Genomic DNA, 18,494 nt, shown 5'->3' on the forward strand with positions numbered 1-18,494 from the left:
GCTGGTTTCTGCAGATTTGACAGTTTAAAGGCTAAGCTATGCAAAAAGTCACAGTAACCAGTACCAACAGATTTGATTTAAAAGATATTCTCGCCCCCGGCGAAAAGTTGCTCTGGTCGGGTGAACCCGGATACGGACGCAAGTTCTTTCAGGCGGTAGGTGAGGAGCGGAAGATTCATGTTTTCCTGTTGGTCGCTTCGGTCGTCATGTGGGCTACTATTCCATTCATCAATGCCGATGCCGAGTTTGGCCGTTTTGAGGCGTATTGGATATACGGAGCAGTAACGTTCGCTTTCGTTGTCTTTTCGTTTAGCATCGCGAGTCAGCGGCACTACGTCCTGTATAATTTGGCCTATTTTGTTACGAACAGGCGGGTAATTGTTTGCCGGCGGGGTAGAAACTGGAGGCTTGGTGTCCGGCTCTATGTCGTTTCGTGTGAACATTCACCGACGTTTCCGTATTCAATAGTCGATAGCCGCCCTTATCCATCACTTGAAGTTGGCATTCTTCTTTCGGAACAGCAGGTGCAACCATTCGGGCTTGGACTATCCCATCCCGGCCATCCGATGCTCTTAGGCAGGACATACTATCCTATACTGTTGGACTATGTTCCGGAGGCTGAGAAACTACTCATAATGATCCGATCTTGCTTGCATGAAGTTGCGGATTCGACAGGAGTGTCATCAGCATAGGATTTGAACTCGTTTCGGCTGCGTAGCCCCATGTCAATGCAGCTACAGCTATCCCGTTGCCCACCCCCCGTACGCCTCATTCCCAAGCCTTAAACTTCTTTCCCTCATAACTCCTTTCAACAAGCCGGGCAGAGCGGCGGCAGAAAGGAGCACAGATGGTATTCGATTTCTTGCGTCGTGGATCGGCTGATGAAGCGCCCGAGGCGAAGGCGAGCGCGGCGGGGCCTGTGGTGGCATGGCAGACGGGCGGGCGCGTGGCGTGGAGCCCTCGGGATGCGGTGTCGCTGACGCGGACGGGGTTTTCGGGGAACCCGGTGGGGTTTCGCTCGGTCAAGTTGATTGCTGAGGCGGCGGCGGCGTTGCCTTTGGTGCTGCAGGATCAGGCGCAGCGTTATGACGTGCATCCGATCCTGAGCCTCATGCGCCGTCCGAATGCTGCGCAGGGGCGGGCGGAGTTGATGGAAGCTTTGTTCGGGCAGTTGCTGCTGTCGGGCAATGCCTATGTCGAGGCGGTTCAGGCTGATGAAGGCCTGCCGGTTGAGCTGCACGTCTTGCGTTCGGACCGGATGAGTGTGGTGCCGGGCGCGGATGGGTGGCCCAAGGCGTATGATTATGCAGTGGGTGGCAAAAAGCATCGGTTTACAGCGGAAAACATCTGTCATATCAAATCGTTCCACCCGCAGGATGATCATTATGGGTTTTCGCCGATGCAGGCGGCGGCGATGGCGATTGATGTGCATAACAGCGCGTCGCGGTGGTCGAAATCCTTGTTGGACAATGCGGCGCGGCCTTCGGGGGCGCTGGTCTGGAAGGGCGGTGATGGCCATGGGGTGATGGCCGAGGATCAGTTCCGGCGATTGTCCGATGAGATCGAGCAGAACTATCGCGGGGCGCGGAATGCTGGCCGTCCGATGGTTCTGGAGGGGGGCCTGGATTGGAAGCCGATGGGCTTTTCGCCCTCGGACATGGAGTTTCAGAAGACTAAAGAAGCCGCCGCCCGCGAGATCGCGCTGGCCTTTGGGGTCCCGCCGATGTTGCTGGGGATCCAGGGCGATGCGACCTATTCGAACTATCAGGAGGCCAACCGGGCGTTTTACCGCCTGACCGTGCTGCCCCTGGTGACGCGGGTGGCGGCGGCGGTGTCGGCGTGGTTGGCCGGCTTTACCGGCGATGAGCTTATGCTGAAGCCCGATCTGGATCAGGTTCCAGCGTTGTCCGCCGAGCGGGATGCGCTTTGGTCGCGGGTCAATGGGGCTGAGTTCCTGACTGACGCAGAAAAGCGTGCTTTGCTGGGGCTGCCGGAGCGTGCGGATGGCTGAAGGATATCCGCCATTCGATTGCGCGCCAGGCTTGCGGCTGGCCGCGCATGAGCGGGTGGCCGAGATTCAGCATGCGCATTTGTGCCAGCGGCTGGATCAGATCGAAGAGATGATGAAGCGGCTGGAGAGGCGGTTGTGGTTGACGGTGTATGGCGTGGCAGCGGTGATCCTGGCGCAGGCGTTTCAGTCATTCCTTTCAGTAACGCCATGAATTCAGCAAGTTACATGGAGAAGTTTATGGAATTGGAGCATAAGTTCGCACGGTTCGGAGAGGGTCTTTCGGTGACCGAGGACGCGGTGATCGAAGGTTATGCCAGCCTGTTTGGACAGATAGATCAGGGCAGTGACGTAGTGCAGAAAGGTGCGTATCGCGGTTCGCTTGAGGGGCTGGCCATAGCGGGTCAACGGGTCAAGATGCTCTGGCAGCATGACCCGGCGCAGCCCATTGGTGTCTGGAATGAGGTGCACGAGGATGACCGGGGCTTATGGGTCAAGGGACGTCTGCTGGAAAGCACTCAGAAAGGTCGCGAGGCGGCCGAGTTGATCCGGGCGGGCGCAATGGATGGCCTGTCGATTGGCTATCGTACCAAGCGCGCCGTGAAGAATGACAAGGGCCAGCGGGTCCTGACCGAACTGGAGCTGTGGGAAGTGTCTTTGGTGACCTTCCCGATGTTGCCCAGTGCGCGGGTGGCGGCAAAGGGAGTGGACCCCGAGGCCGAGAACACCTGGCGCAGTATTGCCGAGGTGTTTGATCACGCCCGGCAGGAGCTGGCGCGAACCTAGCGCGCCGAAACCTCACCCCCAAAAAGGAAGTGCTGATGAGCAAGACCGAAACCCCGGCCTTGACCGGAGAGGGTGTGCCCCTGGTTCAGGAGGTGAAGCAGGCGATGACTGGCTTCGTGAACGAATTCAAGGGCCTCAAGGCTGAAGTTAAGACCAAATTGCAACAGACAGAAGAGCGACTGACCATGCTGGATCGTAAATCAACCATCGCGGCACGTCCGCATCTTGCGGCCTCAATCGAGGACGGCGCACCGCATCAGAAGGCCTTTGATGCCTATGTGCGTTCGGGTGAGGATGACGGCCTGCGTGGGCTTGAGATGGAGGTGAAATCCCTCTCGAGCGCTGTGAACAGTGACGGTGGGTACCTGATTGACCCGCAAACCGCCGAGATCATCAAATCGGTGCTGAAATCTACGGCCTCTATCCGCTCGATTGCTTCGATCGTAAATGTCGAGGCGAACTCGTTCGATGTTTTGATCGACCACACGGATGTCGGTGCGGGCTGGGCAGATGAAAATGCTGCGGCGAGCGAAACCAGCACCCCGTCGATTGACCGGATCTCGATCCCGCTGCACGAGCTGAGCGCACTGCCCAAAGCCTCGCAGCGACTGCTGGATGACAGCGCGTTCGATGTCGAGGGTTGGCTGGCCGGTCGTATCGCGGACAAGTTTGCACGTGCTGAGGCCTCGGCCTTTATCAACGGCGACGGCGCGGACAAACCCAAGGGTATTCTGAATCACGCCAAGGTCGACAACGATGTCTGGGCTTGGGGTAACATTGGCTATGTCCCCACCGGTATCGATGGCGGTGTCGAAGCGGATGCCATTGTGGACGTGGTCTATGCGCTGGGTGCGCAGTACCGGGTCAACGGTACCTTCGTCATGAACTCGAAAACTGCTGGTCTGATCCGCAAGCTGAAAGACAGCGATGGCCGCTTCTTGTGGTCGGACGGTCTGGCGGCCGGTGAGCCGGCGCGGCTGATGGGGTATCCGGTGCTGATCGCCGAAGATATGCCGGATGCGGGAACCGACAGCTTTTCGATTGCTTTCGGTGACTTCCAGGCGGGCTATACCATCGCCGAGCGCCCGGACCTGCGCGTATTGCGCGATCCCTTCAGCGCCAAACCGCATGTCCTGTTCTATGCGACCAAGCGCGTCGGCGGTGATGTCAGCGACTTTGCTGCGATCAAACTCGTGAAATTCGGCACCGCCTAAAGCGGGCTGAATCCCGGGGGGCCTTCGCCCCTCGGGGCGGCGGGCGCGGGTCGGGGTGAGACCCCTGCGTTGTCTAGCTGCTCCCCTCCGTCCGAGCAACGTGGGGCGGCGCGTGCCCGTCAATTCCTGAAGTTACGGCCCCGGAGGGGTCCGAGATTGCGGAGTGAATGGATGATGTTGATCGAAGAAACCGCCATCGCGGATGCGGCGCTGCCGGTGGATCAGTTCAAGGCGCATTTGAGGCTGGGAACAGGCTTTACTGGTGCCAGCGTGCAGGATGAAGTGCTCAAGGGCTTCTTAAGGGCGGCGATTGCTGCGATTGAGGCGCGTACCGGGAAGGTACTTATCACGCGTGAGTTTTCCTGGAGCCTTAACAGTTGGCGTGACCCTGCGGGAGAAGTGCTGCCTGTGGCGCCGGTCTCGACCATCAATACGGTCAGTTTGACGGATGCAGCGGGTACTGAAACCGCCGTTTCGTCTGACAGATACAGATTGGATCGCGATAGCCAGCGCCCGCGGATACGCCCTGCCGGGGCTGTCTTGCCCGCTATTTCGACCGGCGGATCCGTGAAGATCGCGTTTATCGCCGGTATTGCCGGGGAATGGTCAAGCTTACCGGCAGATCTTGGGCAGGCGGTTCTGCTGTTGGCCGCGCATTACTATGAATACCGGGATGAGACCACGTTGGGTGCCGGCTGTATGCCCTTTGGCGTGACCAGCCTGATCCAACGCTATCGTGTGGTTCGTTTTGGTGCAGGGGTGGCCCAATGAAGGCGCCCCGGCTGAATAGAAAACTGTTGCTTGAATCCTCCGTGCGCACCGCTGATGGCGCCGGTGGGTATCTGGAAACATGGGTCGCCTTGGGCTCGGTTTGGGCCGAAGTCACTGCGCGCAGCGGGTCAGAGCGAAATGTTGCAGGGTTGCCGGTTTCGCGTGTCGGCTACCGGATTGTGGTTCGTGGCGCGCCCGAAGGATCGACCATGCGCCCCTCGCCGGATCAGCGGTTTGCGGAAGGCACACGCCGTTTCGTTATCCGCGCCGTCGCCGAGCGGGACCTGCGCGGCCAGTACTTGATCTGCTTTGCGGATGAGGAGGTGGCGGTATGAGCTATGGCGTTTCAGCCGCGTTGCAGGCGGCAATTTACCAGAAATTGTCGGAAGACACACAGATCAGCACTCTTTCAGGTGGAGCGATCTATGACGCCGTTCCAGCGGGTTCAGTTCCGCAAACCTATGTGACGCTGGGCCCGGAAGAGGTGCGCGATGCCTCGGACCGATCGGGGACCGGTGCCGTCCATCGTTTCACGGTGTCCGTCGTGTCCGAAGCTGCCGGGTTCGGTGCAGCAAAAACGCTGGCGGGGGCAGTTTGTGACGCCCTGGACAGTGCGGGGCTGACCCTGGATCGAGGCCGATTGGTCGGGCTGTGGTTCGAACGTGCCTCCGCCCGTCGGACCGGAACGGGCGGCGCGATCCGCCAGATCGACCTGAAATTCCGCGCCCGCGTGGAAGACGATTAAGCAATCAACGGAGAGAGCAAATGACTGCCCAGAACGGAAAAGACCTGTTGGTCAAAGTGGATATGAACGGCTCAGGTCTGTTCGAGACCATTGCGGGGCTGCGTGCCACGCGGGTCAGTTTCAACGCGGAAAGTGTCGATGTGACCAGCCTGGAAAGCCAGGGTGGTTGGCGCGAGCTTTTGTCGGGCGCGGGGGTCAAGTCGGCCTCGATTTCGGGCTCGGGCGTATTCAAGGACGCGGGAACGGATGAGCGCGCGCGACAGCTGTTCTTTGACGGTGAGACACCGGGTTTCCAGATCATCATCCCGGATTTCGGGATTGTTGAGGGTGCGTTCCAGGTGACCGGCATCGAATATGCGGGCTCTCACAATGGCGAAGCGACCTATGAAATGAGCATGGCAAGCGCCGGTGCTCTGGCCTTTACGGCGCTGTAACGATGGCCAATCCGTGGACAGGTGAGGTGGCACTGACCATCGATGGAGAGCAACGAGTTCTGAAGCTGACGTTGGGCGCTTTGGCGGAACTGGAACGGGAATTGGGCACAGGGACACTGGTTGAACTGGTGCAAAGGTTCGAAGGCGGCGCCTATTCCAGCGGTGATGTTCTGGCGCTTATCGTCGCCGGACTGCGGGGGGGCGGGGCCAATGTCACCCGCACCGATCTGCTAAGTGCCGAGATTGAGGGGGGGCCAATGCACGGCGCGTGTGCTGCGGCCGAGTTGTTGGCAAGGGCCTTCATGGTGCCGGGGCAGGCATGAGCGGGTTCGACTGGCCCGCATTGATGCGGGCCGGATACCTCAGCCTACGCCTGACACCGGATCAATTCTGGAGCCTTACCCCGGCCGAGTTGCGGCTGATGCTGGGGCATGGCGCGGGCATGCCTTCGATGAACAGAATGGGTTTGGATGCGTTGCTGGCGGCCTATCCGGACAAGACAAAAGGAGAGCGTGATGACGGATCGTAACGGGTTGGAAGACCTGCAGGAGCGGGGCGAGGCGCTTGGCGACTCGTTGGGTGATGCGGCATCGATGGCTGCGGCATTTGATGGGCAGATGAAGCGCATCAAAGCAGCCTTTGAGGAAACGGGCAAGGATGTTGCAACGCTGGAGCGTGGCATGTCCGGTGGCCTGCGACGGGCGTTCGATGGCGTCGTGATGGACGGAATGAACCTGTCCGATGCGCTGGACGTGTTGAAGAACTCGATGATCCGTACCGCTTATTCTGCTGCGATCAAACCGGTCACGGATCATTTCGGCGGCCTTCTAGCCAATGGGATCGGAGGTTTTGTGAAGGGCATTCTTCCTTTTGCTGACGGCGGCAGCTTCAGCCAAGGACGGGTGATGCCCTTTGCCAACGGCGGAGTGATCAGCAGTCCAACCACGTTTCCAATGCGTGGCGGCACCGGGCTGATGGGCGAGGCTGGCCCCGAGGCCATCATGCCGCTGGCCCGCGGTACCGATGGGAAGTTGGGCGTGCGCATGTCTGGCGGAGGCTCTGCGGTGAACGTGGTGATGAACATCACGACCCCGGACGTGCAGGGTTTCCGTCGAAGCCAAAGCCAGATCGCGGCCCAGATGAGCCGCGCGCTGGGCCGTGGCAATCGCAATAGGTAGATCAGGGAGCAGACCATGAATTTCCACGAGGTGAGATTTCCGGCCAGCCTGAGTTTTGGTTCGGTCGGTGGGCCCGAGAGGCGCACGGATATTGTGACGCTGGCGAACGGGTTCGAAGAGCGCAATACCCCCTGGGCGCATTCGCGGCGTCGCTATGATGCCGGTCTGGGTATGCGATCCTTGGATGACATCGAAACGTTGATCTCGTTCTTCGAGGCGAGGCAGGGGCAGATGTTTGGATTTCGCTGGAAAGACTGGTCCGATTTCAAATCTGGTGCGGCTACGGGCGAAGTTGCCCAAGGCGACCAGATCATTGCGCAAGGTGATGGCGTAGCGACAGAATTCCAGCTGGTAAAGACCTATTCCTCGGGTGGATTCTGTTATGTAAGGCCGGTCGTCAAACCCGTATTGGGAACCGTCCGCGTGGGCGTCGAGCAGGATGAGATGCGTGAAGGTGTCGACTTCGAGGTGGATCTGAACTCGGGGTTGGTCACGTTCTATTCGCCTCCGCCTGAACGGGTTGATATCACCGCCGGCTTTGAATTCGATGTGCCAGTGAGGTTTGACACCGACAAGATCCAGACAAGTGTCGCGAGTTTTCAGGCAGGGGACGTTCCGAACGTGCCAGTGGTCGAGGTGCGTGTCTGATGGCGGGTGACAAACAGGCACTGCAGGCCCATCTGCAGAGTGGTCTGACAACGACCTGTCGGTGTTGGGTGATTACGCGCACAGACGGTGTTCAGTTTGGCTTTACCGACCATGACCTGAAGCTGAGCTTTGAAGGCCTGGACTTCAATGCAAGTTCGGGTCTGACGGCGGCCGCGATCGAGCAGGCAACGGGGCTGTCCATTGATAACTCGGAAGCAATGGGGGCGTTATCGGATGTCGCGGTAACCGAAGAAGATATCGAATCCGGTCGTTTCGACGGGGCCGAGGTGCGGGCATGGCTTGTGAACTGGGCCGATCCATCGCAGCGAATGTTGCAGTTCCGCGGATCAATTGGTGAATTGCGACGGGTAGGTGGGGCTTTTCACGCCGAACTGCGGGGTCTGACAGATAAGTTGAACCGACCTTTGGGCCGGATTTACCAAAAGCCCTGCACAGCCGTGCTGGGCGACAAGGCGTGCGGGTTCAACACCGATACCCCGGGATATTCTGACGAAGCCGAAATCGTCGGTTTGACGGGTGGCAGTATTTTGCAGCTGCGAGGGGCGGAAACTCACCTTGAGACATGGTTCGAACGTGGTCGGCTTGATGTGCTGACAGGCCGTGCGGCTGGGCTGTGGGGGGCGGTCAAGAAGGACCAAAAGACCGACACAGGTCGATCGGTCGTTCTGTGGTCTGCAATCAGCGGAGGATTGGCCGAGGGCGACAGGGTGAGGCTGACCGCAGGTTGCGACAAGCGCATGACGACTTGCCGCTTGAAGTTCAATAATATCACGAATTTTCAGGGCTTTCCTGACCCGCCTTCCGAAGATTGGGTGATGGCGGTTCCCAAGAAAAACGGGGCAAACAGGGGGGGCAGCAGACGATGATCCCGACAAAGCAAAGCATTGTTGATGAGGCCAGAAGCTGGCTAGGCACCCCCTATGTCCATCAGGCGTCTGTAAGAGGCACCGGAACGGACTGTCTGGGACTACTGCGTGGCGTATGGCGCGCTGTGCTCGGGCACGAACCTGAGGCCGTCCCAATCTATAGCATGGATTGGTCTGAACCACAGGGCGAAGAGCGTATGTGGGCCGCAGCACGCCGCCATCTCATCGAGAAAGATCCGGCATGGTTTTCGGTCGGAGACGTGTTGCTGTTTCGTATGCGGGAAAGTGGCGTTGCCAAGCATTTGGGAATTGTCAGCACCTGTCGAGACATCCCTCGGTTCATTCACGCTTATTCCGGACATGGCGTTGTTGAAAGCGCCCTAAGCGACCCGTGGCGACGGCGGGTTGTTTCTTGTTTTGAGTTCCCCACGGAGGATATCTAGATGGCGACGATATTACTGTCTGCGGCGGGTGCCGCTGTTGGCGGGGCCATTGGCGGGACGGTTGCGGGGCTGTCCACGGCAGTTATCGGCCGTGCCATTGGTGCCACTCTTGGGCGTGTCATCGACCAGCGTTTGATGAGCCAGTCGGTCATGGGCAGCGGCAGCGAAGTTGTAGAAACGGGCCGATTGGACCGTTTTCGCCTTACTCAGACGGGCGAGGGCGCCGCTGTCGCCAACATCTTTGGTCGGATGCGTGTCGGGGGGCAGGTTATCTGGGCTTCGGATTTTCTGGAAACCCGCAGCACCAGCTCTACCACGCAATCGGTTGGGGGTGGCAAGGGATCCCCCAAGCAGCCCGAGGTTACAACGACCACCAACAGCTACAGCTATTCAGTTTCATTAGCGGTCGCGTTGGGCGCGGGGCAAATATCTGACGTGCCGCGTGTCTGGGCGGATGGCGAAGAGATTGAGCGCAGCAGTTTGAATATGCGCGTCTATCCTGGCACCGACGATCAGCTGCCCGATCCGTTGATCGAAGCAATCGAAGGTACTGGAAATGTCCCGGCCTATCGTGGCACCGCCTATATTGTGATCGAGAATTTGAAGCTGGGCGCTTTTGGAAACCGTGTCCCGCAGTTCTCGTTCGAGGTCGTGCGGCAAGAGCAGCCTGGTTTGCCTGATACCGAAAATTCCCTGTCAAGTATTGTACGAGGCGTGGCGCTAATGCCTGGGACCGGTGAATATGCACTGGCGTCCCAGCAGGTGAATTACACAAAAGGCCGCGGCCGCAGTTGGGCGGCCAATGTGAATTCAACCTCTGGTTTGCCTGATCTCGTGACGTCCACACAAGCCTTGAAAAGTGAACTTCCGGGCTGTGAAGCCGCCTCTTTGGTTGTGTCCTGGTTCGGAAGTGATCTGCGATGCGGTCAATGCAAGATACAACCAAAGGTTCTGCAAAATGGTATCGAAGGCAAAAATATGCCCTGGGGTGTCGCGGGGCTGACAAGGGCAACCGCCCAGATCGTTCGTCAGGAAAATAACGAGCCCGTCTATGGCGCGACACCAGCGGACGCGTCGGTCATTCAAGCGATCCAACACCTTAAGCAAGAGGGGAAGCGGATCATGTTCTACCCGTTTATCCTGATGGATCAGATCGGTGGAAACGGATTGCCCGACCCTTGGTCAGACGCCAGCGATCAGCCGCACCTTCCCTGGCGCGGTCGCATCACCCTGAGCGTTGCGCCTGGGCGGGACGGGTCTCCGGACCAGATGGCAGAGGCCGATGTTCAGGTGTCCGATTTCTTTGGTCAGGCGCGAGCGGATGATTTTGTTATCGGAAACGGCACGGTTTCCTACTCTGGCCCGCAGGAATGGGGGTTGTGTCGATTTATTCTTCACTACGCTGCCTTGTGTAAGGCGGCAGGTGGGGTGGACTCCTTCTGTATCAGTTCGGAAATGCGTGGTCTTACCCAGATTCGTGGCCTAAACGGATTTCCGGCCGTTGAGCAGCTGCGCGTTTTGGCAGGGCAAGTGCGTAGTATTCTGGGGCCAGACACAAAGATCGGTTATGCGGCGGACTGGAGCGAGTATTTCGGCTACCAGCCAAATGATGGCAGTGGGGATCGCTACTTCCACCTCGATCCGCTTTGGGCGGATGACAACATAGATTTCGTCGGTATCGACAACTACATGCCTCTGTCCGACTGGCGGGACGGTGAAGATCACGTGGATGCGGATGCCGGCGCAAAATCCATCTACGATCTTTCCTATCTGCGTGGGAACATCGAAGGTGGCGAAGGCTATGACTGGTATTATGCCTCGCCCGAAGAAGAGGCGGCACAAATCCGTACGCCGATCGGAGATGGTTCACATAACGAGCCGTGGATCTGGCGTTATAAGGACGTTCGCAACTGGTGGTCACAACCGCATCACGAGCGAATCAATGGTGTGCGTAGCGATAACCCGACTCTTTGGTTGCCAGAGTCCAAGCCCATCTGGTTCACTGAGCTCGGTTGTGCGGCAGTAGACAAAGGCACCAACCAGCCCAACAAGTTTCTAGACCCTAAATCTTCAGAATCCGGGTTGCCGAAATATTCAAACGGGCTTCGGGACGACTTTCTGCAGACGCAATACCTCAGGGCGGTTCTTGGCTATTGGTCGGACGCAGATATCAATCCAGTTTCATCCAGCTATGGCGGCCCGATGGTGGACGTGTCCAATGCCTATGTCTGGGCGTGGGATGCGCGGCCCTATCCGACCTTTCCAAACCTGCGCAGCCAGTGGAGCGATGGGGCCAACTATGCCCGCGGCCATTGGCTTAATGGGCGTTCCGGCTCACGAACGCTGGCCTCTGTTGTGACCGAGCTTTGCCATGCTGCCGGTGTTACCGAGATTGATGTCTCGGGCCTTTACGGTTCCGTTCAGGGCTATGCGGTTGAACAGGTTTCGGATGCCCGTTCGGCATTGCAACCGCTCATGCTGCGGTATGGTTTCGATGCGCTTGAACGCGAAGGAAAACTGATCTTTCAGATGCGGGATGGCGTACGTGCCCTGACCCTGAATGAAGAGCAGTTGGCCATCACTTCGGACATTGACGGACACGTGGAATATCGCCGCGAGGCTGAGGCGGAAATGTCTGGCCGTGTCAGGCTGCGCTTTGTTCAGTCTGATGCTGACCATGAAATAGCCTCGGAAGAGGCTGTGTTGCCTGATGATGAAACCCATTCGGTATCGGTAAATGAGATGCCGTTGTCCATGACGCGGGCCGAGGGGCGTCAAACGGTGGAACGCTGGCTGAGTGAGGCGCGTGTCTCGCGTGAAACGGCTAGGTTTGCATTACCGCCTTCGCTTTTGAATGTCGGGGCAGGGGATGTTGTGCGGCTGGTCAGTGGTGGGCAGGACGCGCGCTATCGCATTGACAGGCTTGAACAGGCCGAAATGCAACTGGCCGAGGCTGTCAGGATCGAGCCCGGCGTTTACACACCGCCAGATGCCCCCGCTGATGAAGTTACGACGAAGCCATTTGTCGCTCCGGTGCCGGTGCTGCCGGTATTCTTGGACCTGCCTCTGATCACCGGTTCCGAAGTGCCGCATGCGCCATATCTTGCGGTTGCAGCAGATCCCTGGCCAGGAAGCGTTGCGGTGTACGCCGCACCCGGAGACGAAGATTATGTGCTGCAACAGGTGATTACAGGGCAGACCGTCATAGGTTTCACCGAAAGCCCGATGCGAAGGGCCAGTGCCGGACTTTGGGACGAGGGCGATGCCTTGCAGGTCAATCTGGTAGATGGCCTGTTGGAATCTCGTCCACGGTCTGCCTTGTTAAGCGGGGCAAATCTTGCGGCGATTGGCGACGGAACGCCGGACAACTGGGAGGTGTTCCAATTCGCGGATGCGGCTTTGCAATCGACAGGTGCCTACTCCGTGTCCGGGCGGTTGCGCGGTCAGCTGGGGACAGATGCGATTATGCCCGATCTCTGGCCCGAAGGATCAATGTTCGTGTTGTTGGACGAACGTGTCTTCCAGACAGGGTTGTTGCGGTCGGAACGTGGCCTGACCAAACATTATCGCATTGGCCCTGCAACCAGAGGGTATGAAGATCCCTCTTACGAGCATCTGGTCGAGGCCTTTGAAGGCAATGGTTTGCGGCCCTATGCCCCCTCTCATCTTCGCGTGCAGCAATCCAGCTCGAGGGACGTGTTCTCATGGGTGCGGCGGACACGTCTGGATGGCGATGACTGGTCCGGGCTGGATGTGCCGTTGAATGAAGAAACCGAAGCCTACCTTGTTCAGGTCCGGCAGAATGGTAGCCTGATCCGCGAAGAGGTCGTTGCCCAGCCGGATTGGCACTATACGTCATCCATGAAGGCCACGGATACTGTTACAGGGTCTTATGAGGTGTCGATTTCGCAGATATCTGCGGCTTACGGACCCGGATTGCCTGTCAGGCTGCAGGTCGGATAGGCGCGGTGCGGCCCGTATTACACGGAGATGTCAGCGCGGCGGCGCGTGTTTTGTTGAACGCGCCGCCCGATCAGCGTGACCGTTTATGCCGACGTATGATTGCCGAAGCTGAAACGGCTGATGGCCATGTAAGTAAAACAGGGCGGCTACACCCGTTGTTCGGCAACGGTTCGTTAATGGCTGCGGCGCGAAACCGGCGCCTTGCCGCCGAACCCTCATTCGATGATCTGCAGTATTGCCGGTGTTTTGAGACGGTGCTGCGTCATTTGATCCGGTTCCGCATTAACCAGAAGCACAGCTGACACATCTGGTTGCGGCGAGGTCCAATTCAAGTCGGCCATTTGGAATCGGCTCGCCGCAATCTTCGCAGAATCCGTATTCTTGACTTTCAATCCGCTTCAGCGCGGCAAAAAGGCGTCGGTATTCCAGGTCCCGATTGACTTGGTGCGCCTTGGCCATGGCCTAGTTCTGTAGCGCATCCATCCGGCTCAGACGACCGATAGATTGTTGATCCAGTCCAACAACAGATTGCGCATCTTTCCCGGCCTGCGACTGGCGCTCCAATTCGTCCATCCTGGCACGGATTTTCTCGTTGATTTGCTTCAGGTCAGCCTCATTCATTTTCGTTGCTTTGCCGATCACGGGTTTGCGTTTGGCGTTTTAGCCACTAAATGGCATTCTAGGCGCAGCAAAGGATCAAAAGCCATGTTGGAAAAGCGCAGTCATGTCACACCTGTAGATCCCGTTTGGGATCGCATCACGACCGAGGCTCAGGCCGCGGTCGAGAATGAACCACTGATGGGTGGATTGGTGCACGCCTGTATTCTGCATCATCGCAGCCTGACCAGAGCATTGTCCTATCGCGTTTCCGCTAAACTATGCTCGAACGAAATGTCGATGATGGTTCTGCGCGAGATCGTGGACGAAGCTTATGCTGACGATCCCCATTTGATTGAGGCCGCCCGCGCAGACCTGATGGCGGTCTACGAGAGGGACCCGGCCTGCCACCGTCTTCTGCAACCGATTCTGTATTTCAAGGGTTATCAAGCGATGCAGGCCTACCGCGTCGCCCATTGGCTATGGCTCAAGGGGCGATATGATCTGGCCTATTTCTTCCAGATGCGGTCCTCCGAAATCTTCGGCATCGACATTCACCCGGCTGCCAAAATCGGTAAGGGGATCATGATCGACCATGCTCATTCCATCGTGATCGGTGAAACGGCCATCGTTGGCGACAATGTTTCGATGTTGCATTCGGTCACGCTGGGCGGGACCGGAAAAGAAGAGGAGCAACGTCACCCCAAGATTGGTGATGGCGTTTTGATCGGCGCCGGCGCCAAAGTCTTGGGCAATATCAAAGTGGGCCATTGTAGCCGGATTGCCGCCGGTTCGGTGGTGCTGCAAGAGGTGCCACCTTGCAAAACCGTTGCCGGTATTCCGGCCAAGATTGTCGGTGAAGCAGGATGTGACCAGCCCTCGATCTCGATGGATCATATGCTGGGCAAAGATCACTAGATCTGAAGGTTCTTAAAGAAAAAGGCCGCCCAGAAGAGGGCGGCCATTTTTTAGTCAGATATCAGGCCAGCATGACCATCGGGTTTTCCAGATTGTCGACGATCGCCTGCAGCAGCTGCGCACCGAGGGCACCGTCGATGACCCGGTGATCGACCGACATCGTAACCGACATGACCGTTGCAACCGTCAGTTCGCCATCGTCACCAACAACAGGTTTCTTTGCGCCAGTGCCGACGGCCAGAATGCCCGCATGCGGTGGGTTCACGATAGCGTCGAAATTGTCGATGCCGAACATGCCCAGGTTCGAGACCGCAAATGTGCCGCCCTGATACTCATGCGGGGCCAGCTTGCGTTCGCGGGCACGGGCAGCCAGGTCCTTCATCTCGGTTGAAAGCGCTGATAGCGACTTGGTGTCGGCGTCTTGCAGGACCGGCGTGAACAGGCCACCTTCGATCGCGACGGCAACGGCCACGTCCGAGGGTTTCAGCTGCAGAACCCGATCTCCCGCCCAGACGGCGTTGCATTCGGGCACCTGTTGCAGCGCATTGGCCAGGGCCTTGATGATGAAGTCATTGACGCTGAGTTTGACGCCACGGGCCTCAAGTTGCTTATTCAACTGACCGCGGAATTTCAGCAGTGCATCCAGCTTGATATCCCGGCGTAGATAGAAATGCGGGATGGTTTGTTTGGCCTCTGTCAAGCGCGCGGCGATGGTTTTGCGCATCCCGTCCAGCTTAACCTCTTCATAATCGCGGGATTCGTACATCCGCATGACCATATCCGTCGAGGGGCCGGTTGGCGCGGCTGTGGAGGCTGGTGCTGATGCGGCCTGTACAGGGGCAGCCGCCACAGCAGGGGCTGCGGTTGCGCTTTCGACATCCGCCTTGACGATACGCCCATGTGGGCCGGATCCACTGATTTGCGCTAGGTCGAGACCTTTTTGCGCAGCGATGCGACGAGCCAAGGGGGACGCGAAGATGCGACCGCCATCTGCCTTGGAAGGAGCAGCCGGAGCGGGGGCGGGCGCTTCGGACGCCGCTGGAGCGGAAGCCTCGTTGTCCGTGGCGGCTGGCGCCGCCGCCGGAGCCGCTGCAGGCGTTGCACTGATATCATCAGCGCTTTCGCCTTCTTCCAGCAAAACCGCGATGGCGGTGTTGACCTTGACCCCTTCGGTTCCCTCAGCGATCAGGATCTTGCCAATGGTGCCTTCGTCCACGGCCTCGAACTCCATCGTGGCCTTGTCGGTTTCGATCTCGGCCAGCAGATCTCCAGAGGAGACGGTGTCGCCCTCTTTAACCAGCCATTTGGAAAGCGTGCCTTCCTCCATCGTCGGTGAAAGGGCGGGCATCAGAATTTCGGTGGGCATCTGTCTGTTGCTCCCTTATCGGTAGGTCACTTGTTTGACGGCTGCGATCACCTCGTCGGTGGTCACCAGCGCCAGTTTTTCGAGGTTCGCTGCGTAGGGCATCGGAACATCCTTGCCGGTGCAGTTGATGACAGGCGCGTCGAGGTAATCAAACGCTTCCTGCATCACCACCGATGAAATGTAGCTGCCGACCGAGCCTTGCGGCCAGCCTTCTTCGACGGTCACAAGCCGGTTGGTCTTCATCACCGAATTGATGATTGCACCAGTGTCCATCGGGCGGATGGTACGCAGGTCGATCACTTCGGCGCTGATGCCGTCTTCGGCCAGTTTATCGGCGGCTTCCAGTGCGAACTGCATGCCGATGCCAAAGCTGACGATGGTCACGTCTGTGCCCTCGCGCCAGATGCGGGCCTTGCCCAACGGAATGCTCAGGTCATCCACCTGCGGCACTTCGAATGAGCGGCCATAGAGGATTTCGTTTTCCAGGAAGATCACCGGGTTCGGGTCACGGATCGCGGATTTCAGCAAGCCTTTGGCGTCGGCGGCTGAATAGGGCATGACGACTTTGAGGCCGGGGATCTGCATATACCAGGCCGCATAGTCCTGACTGTGCTGGGCTGCCACGCGTGCGGCGGCACCGTTCGGACCCCGGAACACGATGGGACAGCCCATCTGACCGCCGGACATATAGAGCGTCTTCGCGGCCGAGTTGATGATCTGGTCAATCGCCTGCATGGCGAAGTTGAAAGTCATGAACTCGACAATCGGTTTCAACCCGCCAAAGGCCGAACCAACTGCGATCCCGGCAAATCCATGTTCGGTGATCGGGGTGTCGATTACACGCTTGGCGCCAAACTCATCCAGCAAACCTTGCGAGATTTTATAAGCGCCCTGATATTCGGCGACTTCTTCACCCATCAGGTAGACGTCACCGTCATTGCGCATTTCTTCGGCCATGGCGTCGCGCAGGGCTTCACGCACGGTTTCGGATTTCATCTCGGCATCAGCTGGCCAATCTGGGGACAGATCTACCTTAGGTGCGGCTGGGGCAGAGACAGGAGCAGGGGCCTCAACCGCAGCAGGGGCGGCTTCGGTCGTCGCTGCGGCTGCGGGTGCAGCCGCGGGCAGGGCGGAGGCGTCTTCGCCTTCTTCGACGAGGATGGCGATAGGGGTATTTACTTTGACCCCTTCTGTGCCTTCAGCGATCAGGATCTTGCCCATGATCCCTTCATCAACGGCTTCAAACTCCATCGTGGCCTTATCGGTTTCGATTTCGGCCATGATATCGCCGCTTGATACGGTGTCGCCTTCCTTGACCAGCCATTTGGCCAGCGTGCCCTCTTCCATCGTGGGGGAAAGGGCGGGCATGAGAATTTCGGTTGCCATGTCTTAATCGTCCTCTCAGGCGTAGATATCTGTCCAAAGCTCGTCCAGCGACGGCTCGGGGCTTTCTTTCGAGAATTCAGCGGCTTGATTGACGATCTCTTTGATCTCTTTGTCGATCGCCTTCAGGTCATCCTCGGTCGCGTGTTTGCCGGAAAGCAGCAGCTCGCGGACATGTTCGATCGGGTCGCTTTGTTCGCGCACCTTCTGAACCTCTTCGCGGGTGCGGTACTTGGCCGGGTCGGACATCGAGTGTCCGCGATAGCGATAGGTTTTGATTTCCAGAATGTACGGACCTTTGCCTGCGCGGCAATGGGCGACGGCCTTTTCGCTGGCCTCTTTGACCGCTAGCACATCCATTCCGTTGACGATCTCGCCAGGGATGCCGAACGCCTCGCCCCGGTGATAGATGTCCTTGGTTGAGGTCGAGCGCGCCTGGGACGTCCCCATGGCGTATTGGTTGTTCTCGATCACAAAGATCACCGGCAGTTCCCAGATCGCGGCCATGTTGAAGGTCTCATAGACCTGCCCCTGGTTTGCGGCGCCGTCCCCGAAATAGGTGAAGGTGACGCGGCCGTTTTCCTGATACTTGTCGGCAAAGGCCAGACCGGCACCCAGAGGAACCTGCGCCCCGACGATGCCGTGACCGCCATAGAAATGCTTCTCTTTCGAGAACATATGCATCGAACCGCCTTTGCCCTTGGACAATCCGCCCTCGCGCCCGGTCAGTTCTGCCATTACGCCGCCCGGATCCATGCCGCAGGCCAGCATATGCCCATGATCGCGATAAGAGGTGATCCGCTTGTCACCTTCTTCGGCGGCTGCTTCCAGTCCCACAACAACTGCCTCTTGACCGATATACAGGTGGCAGAAACCACCGATCAGACCCATGCCGTATAGCTGGCCAGCCTTTTCTTCGAATCGGCGGATCAGCAACATTTCACGGTAATAGGTCTTGAGTTCTTCCGCAGAAACGTTTGGTTTCTTTGTGGTTTTTCGCGCAGCCATTGTGGCGATCTCCCCCTCTCGGCAAGATAGTTTAGCGTTAAACTATCTAATAGAACATTTGAGGCTTTCTGGCGAGTGGAAATATTGCGCTGTGGTTTGACACGCGGAAAACCGTTCAGGTAGGGACGTATGCGTTACCACAGCA

At 58.2% G+C, this 18,494-nt stretch carries 23 protein-coding genes; 17 read left to right on the forward strand and 6 right to left on the reverse strand.

The features are described 5' to 3' along the window. Positions 1-77: 77 nt before the first annotated feature. A complete protein-coding gene (locus AC2FJW_RS06495; RefSeq protein WP_496749538.1) occupies positions 78-443 on the reverse strand; it encodes a hypothetical protein in 366 nt (121 codons plus the stop codon). 404 nt (positions 444-847) lie between these two features. Between AC2FJW_RS06495 and AC2FJW_RS06500 the strand changes: the two genes are divergently transcribed. From AC2FJW_RS06500 to AC2FJW_RS06575, 16 genes are all read left to right on the forward strand, one after another. Beyond that, positions 848-2,011, forward strand: a complete 1,164-nt coding sequence (locus AC2FJW_RS06500; protein WP_496749539.1) for a phage portal protein — start codon at positions 848-850, stop codon at positions 2,009-2,011. Beyond that, positions 2,004-2,222: a GTA head formation protein, RCAP_rcc01685 family gene (locus tag AC2FJW_RS06505; protein WP_496749541.1), complete on the forward strand. Its 219-nt coding sequence runs from the start codon at positions 2,004-2,006 to the stop codon at positions 2,220-2,222. The genes AC2FJW_RS06500 and AC2FJW_RS06505 overlap by 8 nt, the downstream gene beginning before the upstream one ends. A gap of 26 nt (positions 2,223-2,248) precedes the next feature. Then, on the forward strand, positions 2,249-2,794 hold the full coding sequence (locus AC2FJW_RS06510) for an HK97 family phage prohead protease (RefSeq protein ID WP_496749694.1): 546 nt from the start codon (positions 2,249-2,251) through the stop codon (positions 2,792-2,794). 35 nt (positions 2,795-2,829) lie between these two features. Beyond that, complete coding sequence (locus tag AC2FJW_RS06515; RefSeq protein WP_496749542.1) at positions 2,830-4,008, forward strand: phage major capsid protein; 1,179 nt, start codon at positions 2,830-2,832, stop codon at positions 4,006-4,008. A gap of 171 nt (positions 4,009-4,179) precedes the next feature. Then, complete coding sequence (locus AC2FJW_RS06520; protein ID WP_496691059.1) at positions 4,180-4,779, forward strand: head-tail connector protein; 600 nt, start codon at positions 4,180-4,182, stop codon at positions 4,777-4,779. Next, positions 4,776-5,114 (forward strand): phage head closure protein, encoded by a 339-nt coding sequence (locus AC2FJW_RS06525; protein ID WP_142633184.1) that lies wholly within the window; start codon positions 4,776-4,778, stop codon positions 5,112-5,114. The genes AC2FJW_RS06520 and AC2FJW_RS06525 overlap by 4 nt, the downstream gene beginning before the upstream one ends. Further along, positions 5,111-5,524: a DUF3168 domain-containing protein gene (locus AC2FJW_RS06530; RefSeq protein ID WP_142633186.1), complete on the forward strand. Its 414-nt coding sequence runs from the start codon at positions 5,111-5,113 to the stop codon at positions 5,522-5,524. The genes AC2FJW_RS06525 and AC2FJW_RS06530 overlap by 4 nt, the downstream gene beginning before the upstream one ends. 20 nt (positions 5,525-5,544) lie before the next feature. Then, positions 5,545-5,958, forward strand: a complete 414-nt coding sequence (locus AC2FJW_RS06535) for a phage major tail protein, TP901-1 family (protein ID WP_496749544.1) — start codon at positions 5,545-5,547, stop codon at positions 5,956-5,958. A gap of 2 nt (positions 5,959-5,960) precedes the next feature. Beyond that, positions 5,961-6,281, forward strand: coding sequence for a gene transfer agent family protein (locus AC2FJW_RS06540; protein WP_496749545.1), 321 nt, complete (start codon positions 5,961-5,963; stop codon positions 6,279-6,281). Further along, positions 6,278-6,487 carry a rcc01693 family protein gene (locus AC2FJW_RS06545; protein ID WP_496695809.1) on the forward strand — a complete coding sequence of 70 codons (210 nt, stop codon included), beginning with the start codon at positions 6,278-6,280 and terminating at the stop codon, positions 6,485-6,487. Before AC2FJW_RS06540 ends, AC2FJW_RS06545 begins: the two co-directional genes overlap by 4 nt. Then, positions 6,474-7,136, forward strand: a complete 663-nt coding sequence (locus AC2FJW_RS06550) for an RcGTA-type gene transfer agent tail tape measure protein (RefSeq protein ID WP_496749547.1) — start codon at positions 6,474-6,476, stop codon at positions 7,134-7,136. Before AC2FJW_RS06545 ends, AC2FJW_RS06550 begins: the two co-directional genes overlap by 14 nt. Positions 7,137-7,151: 15 nt before the next feature. Next, a complete protein-coding gene (locus AC2FJW_RS06555; RefSeq protein ID WP_496749548.1) occupies positions 7,152-7,784 on the forward strand; it encodes a phage distal tail protein, Rcc01695 family in 633 nt (210 codons plus the stop codon). Further along, a complete protein-coding gene (locus AC2FJW_RS06560; RefSeq protein ID WP_496749549.1) occupies positions 7,784-8,671 on the forward strand; it encodes a phage/gene transfer agent baseplate hub protein in 888 nt (295 codons plus the stop codon). Before AC2FJW_RS06555 ends, AC2FJW_RS06560 begins: the two co-directional genes overlap by 1 nt. After that, a complete protein-coding gene (locus tag AC2FJW_RS06565) occupies positions 8,668-9,114 on the forward strand; it encodes a C40 family peptidase (RefSeq protein ID WP_496700530.1) in 447 nt (148 codons plus the stop codon). The genes AC2FJW_RS06560 and AC2FJW_RS06565 overlap by 4 nt, the downstream gene beginning before the upstream one ends. Further along, positions 9,115-13,077, forward strand: coding sequence for a baseplate multidomain protein megatron (locus AC2FJW_RS06570; RefSeq protein WP_496749550.1), 3,963 nt, complete (start codon positions 9,115-9,117; stop codon positions 13,075-13,077). A gap of 5 nt (positions 13,078-13,082) precedes the next feature. Beyond that, entirely contained in the window at positions 13,083-13,379 is a 297-nt protein-coding gene (locus AC2FJW_RS06575) for a DUF7742 family protein (protein ID WP_142633204.1), read from the forward strand. On the opposite strand, the gene AC2FJW_RS06580 is transcribed toward AC2FJW_RS06575, so the two are convergent. Together AC2FJW_RS06580 and AC2FJW_RS06585 are read right to left on the reverse strand one after the other, a co-directional pair. Next, positions 13,360-13,536, reverse strand: coding sequence for a TraR/DksA family transcriptional regulator (locus AC2FJW_RS06580; protein ID WP_496749551.1), 177 nt, complete (start codon positions 13,534-13,536; stop codon positions 13,360-13,362). The two genes, AC2FJW_RS06575 and AC2FJW_RS06580, sit on opposite strands and share 20 nt — an antisense overlap. Positions 13,537-13,539: 3 nt before the next feature. Next, a complete protein-coding gene (locus AC2FJW_RS06585; protein ID WP_496749552.1) occupies positions 13,540-13,719 on the reverse strand; it encodes a hypothetical protein in 180 nt (59 codons plus the stop codon). A gap of 63 nt (positions 13,720-13,782) precedes the next feature. Between AC2FJW_RS06585 and cysE the strand changes: the two genes are divergently transcribed. Next, entirely contained in the window at positions 13,783-14,592 is an 810-nt protein-coding gene (cysE, locus tag AC2FJW_RS06590; protein WP_142633207.1) for a serine O-acetyltransferase, read from the forward strand. 61 nt (positions 14,593-14,653) lie between these two features. Here cysE and AC2FJW_RS06595 read toward each other — a convergent pair whose 3' ends face one another. From AC2FJW_RS06595 to pdhA, 3 genes are read right to left on the reverse strand one after another with little or no spacing between them, the layout of a single operon-like run. Continuing rightward, positions 14,654-15,958 carry a pyruvate dehydrogenase complex dihydrolipoamide acetyltransferase gene (locus tag AC2FJW_RS06595; protein ID WP_496695795.1) on the reverse strand — a complete coding sequence of 435 codons (1,305 nt, stop codon included), beginning with the start codon at positions 15,956-15,958 and terminating at the stop codon, positions 14,654-14,656. 15 nt (positions 15,959-15,973) lie between these two features. Next, positions 15,974-17,344: a pyruvate dehydrogenase complex E1 component subunit beta gene (locus AC2FJW_RS06600; protein ID WP_496688402.1), complete on the reverse strand. Its 1,371-nt coding sequence runs from the start codon at positions 17,342-17,344 to the stop codon at positions 15,974-15,976. 15 nt (positions 17,345-17,359) lie between these two features. Beyond that, positions 17,360-18,349, reverse strand: a complete 990-nt coding sequence (gene pdhA, locus AC2FJW_RS06605) for a pyruvate dehydrogenase (acetyl-transferring) E1 component subunit alpha (protein WP_142633213.1) — start codon at positions 18,347-18,349, stop codon at positions 17,360-17,362. Between the last annotated feature and the right edge of the window lie 145 nt (positions 18,350-18,494).

It is taken from the genome of Ruegeria sp. CDSA020, assembly GCF_059612345.1.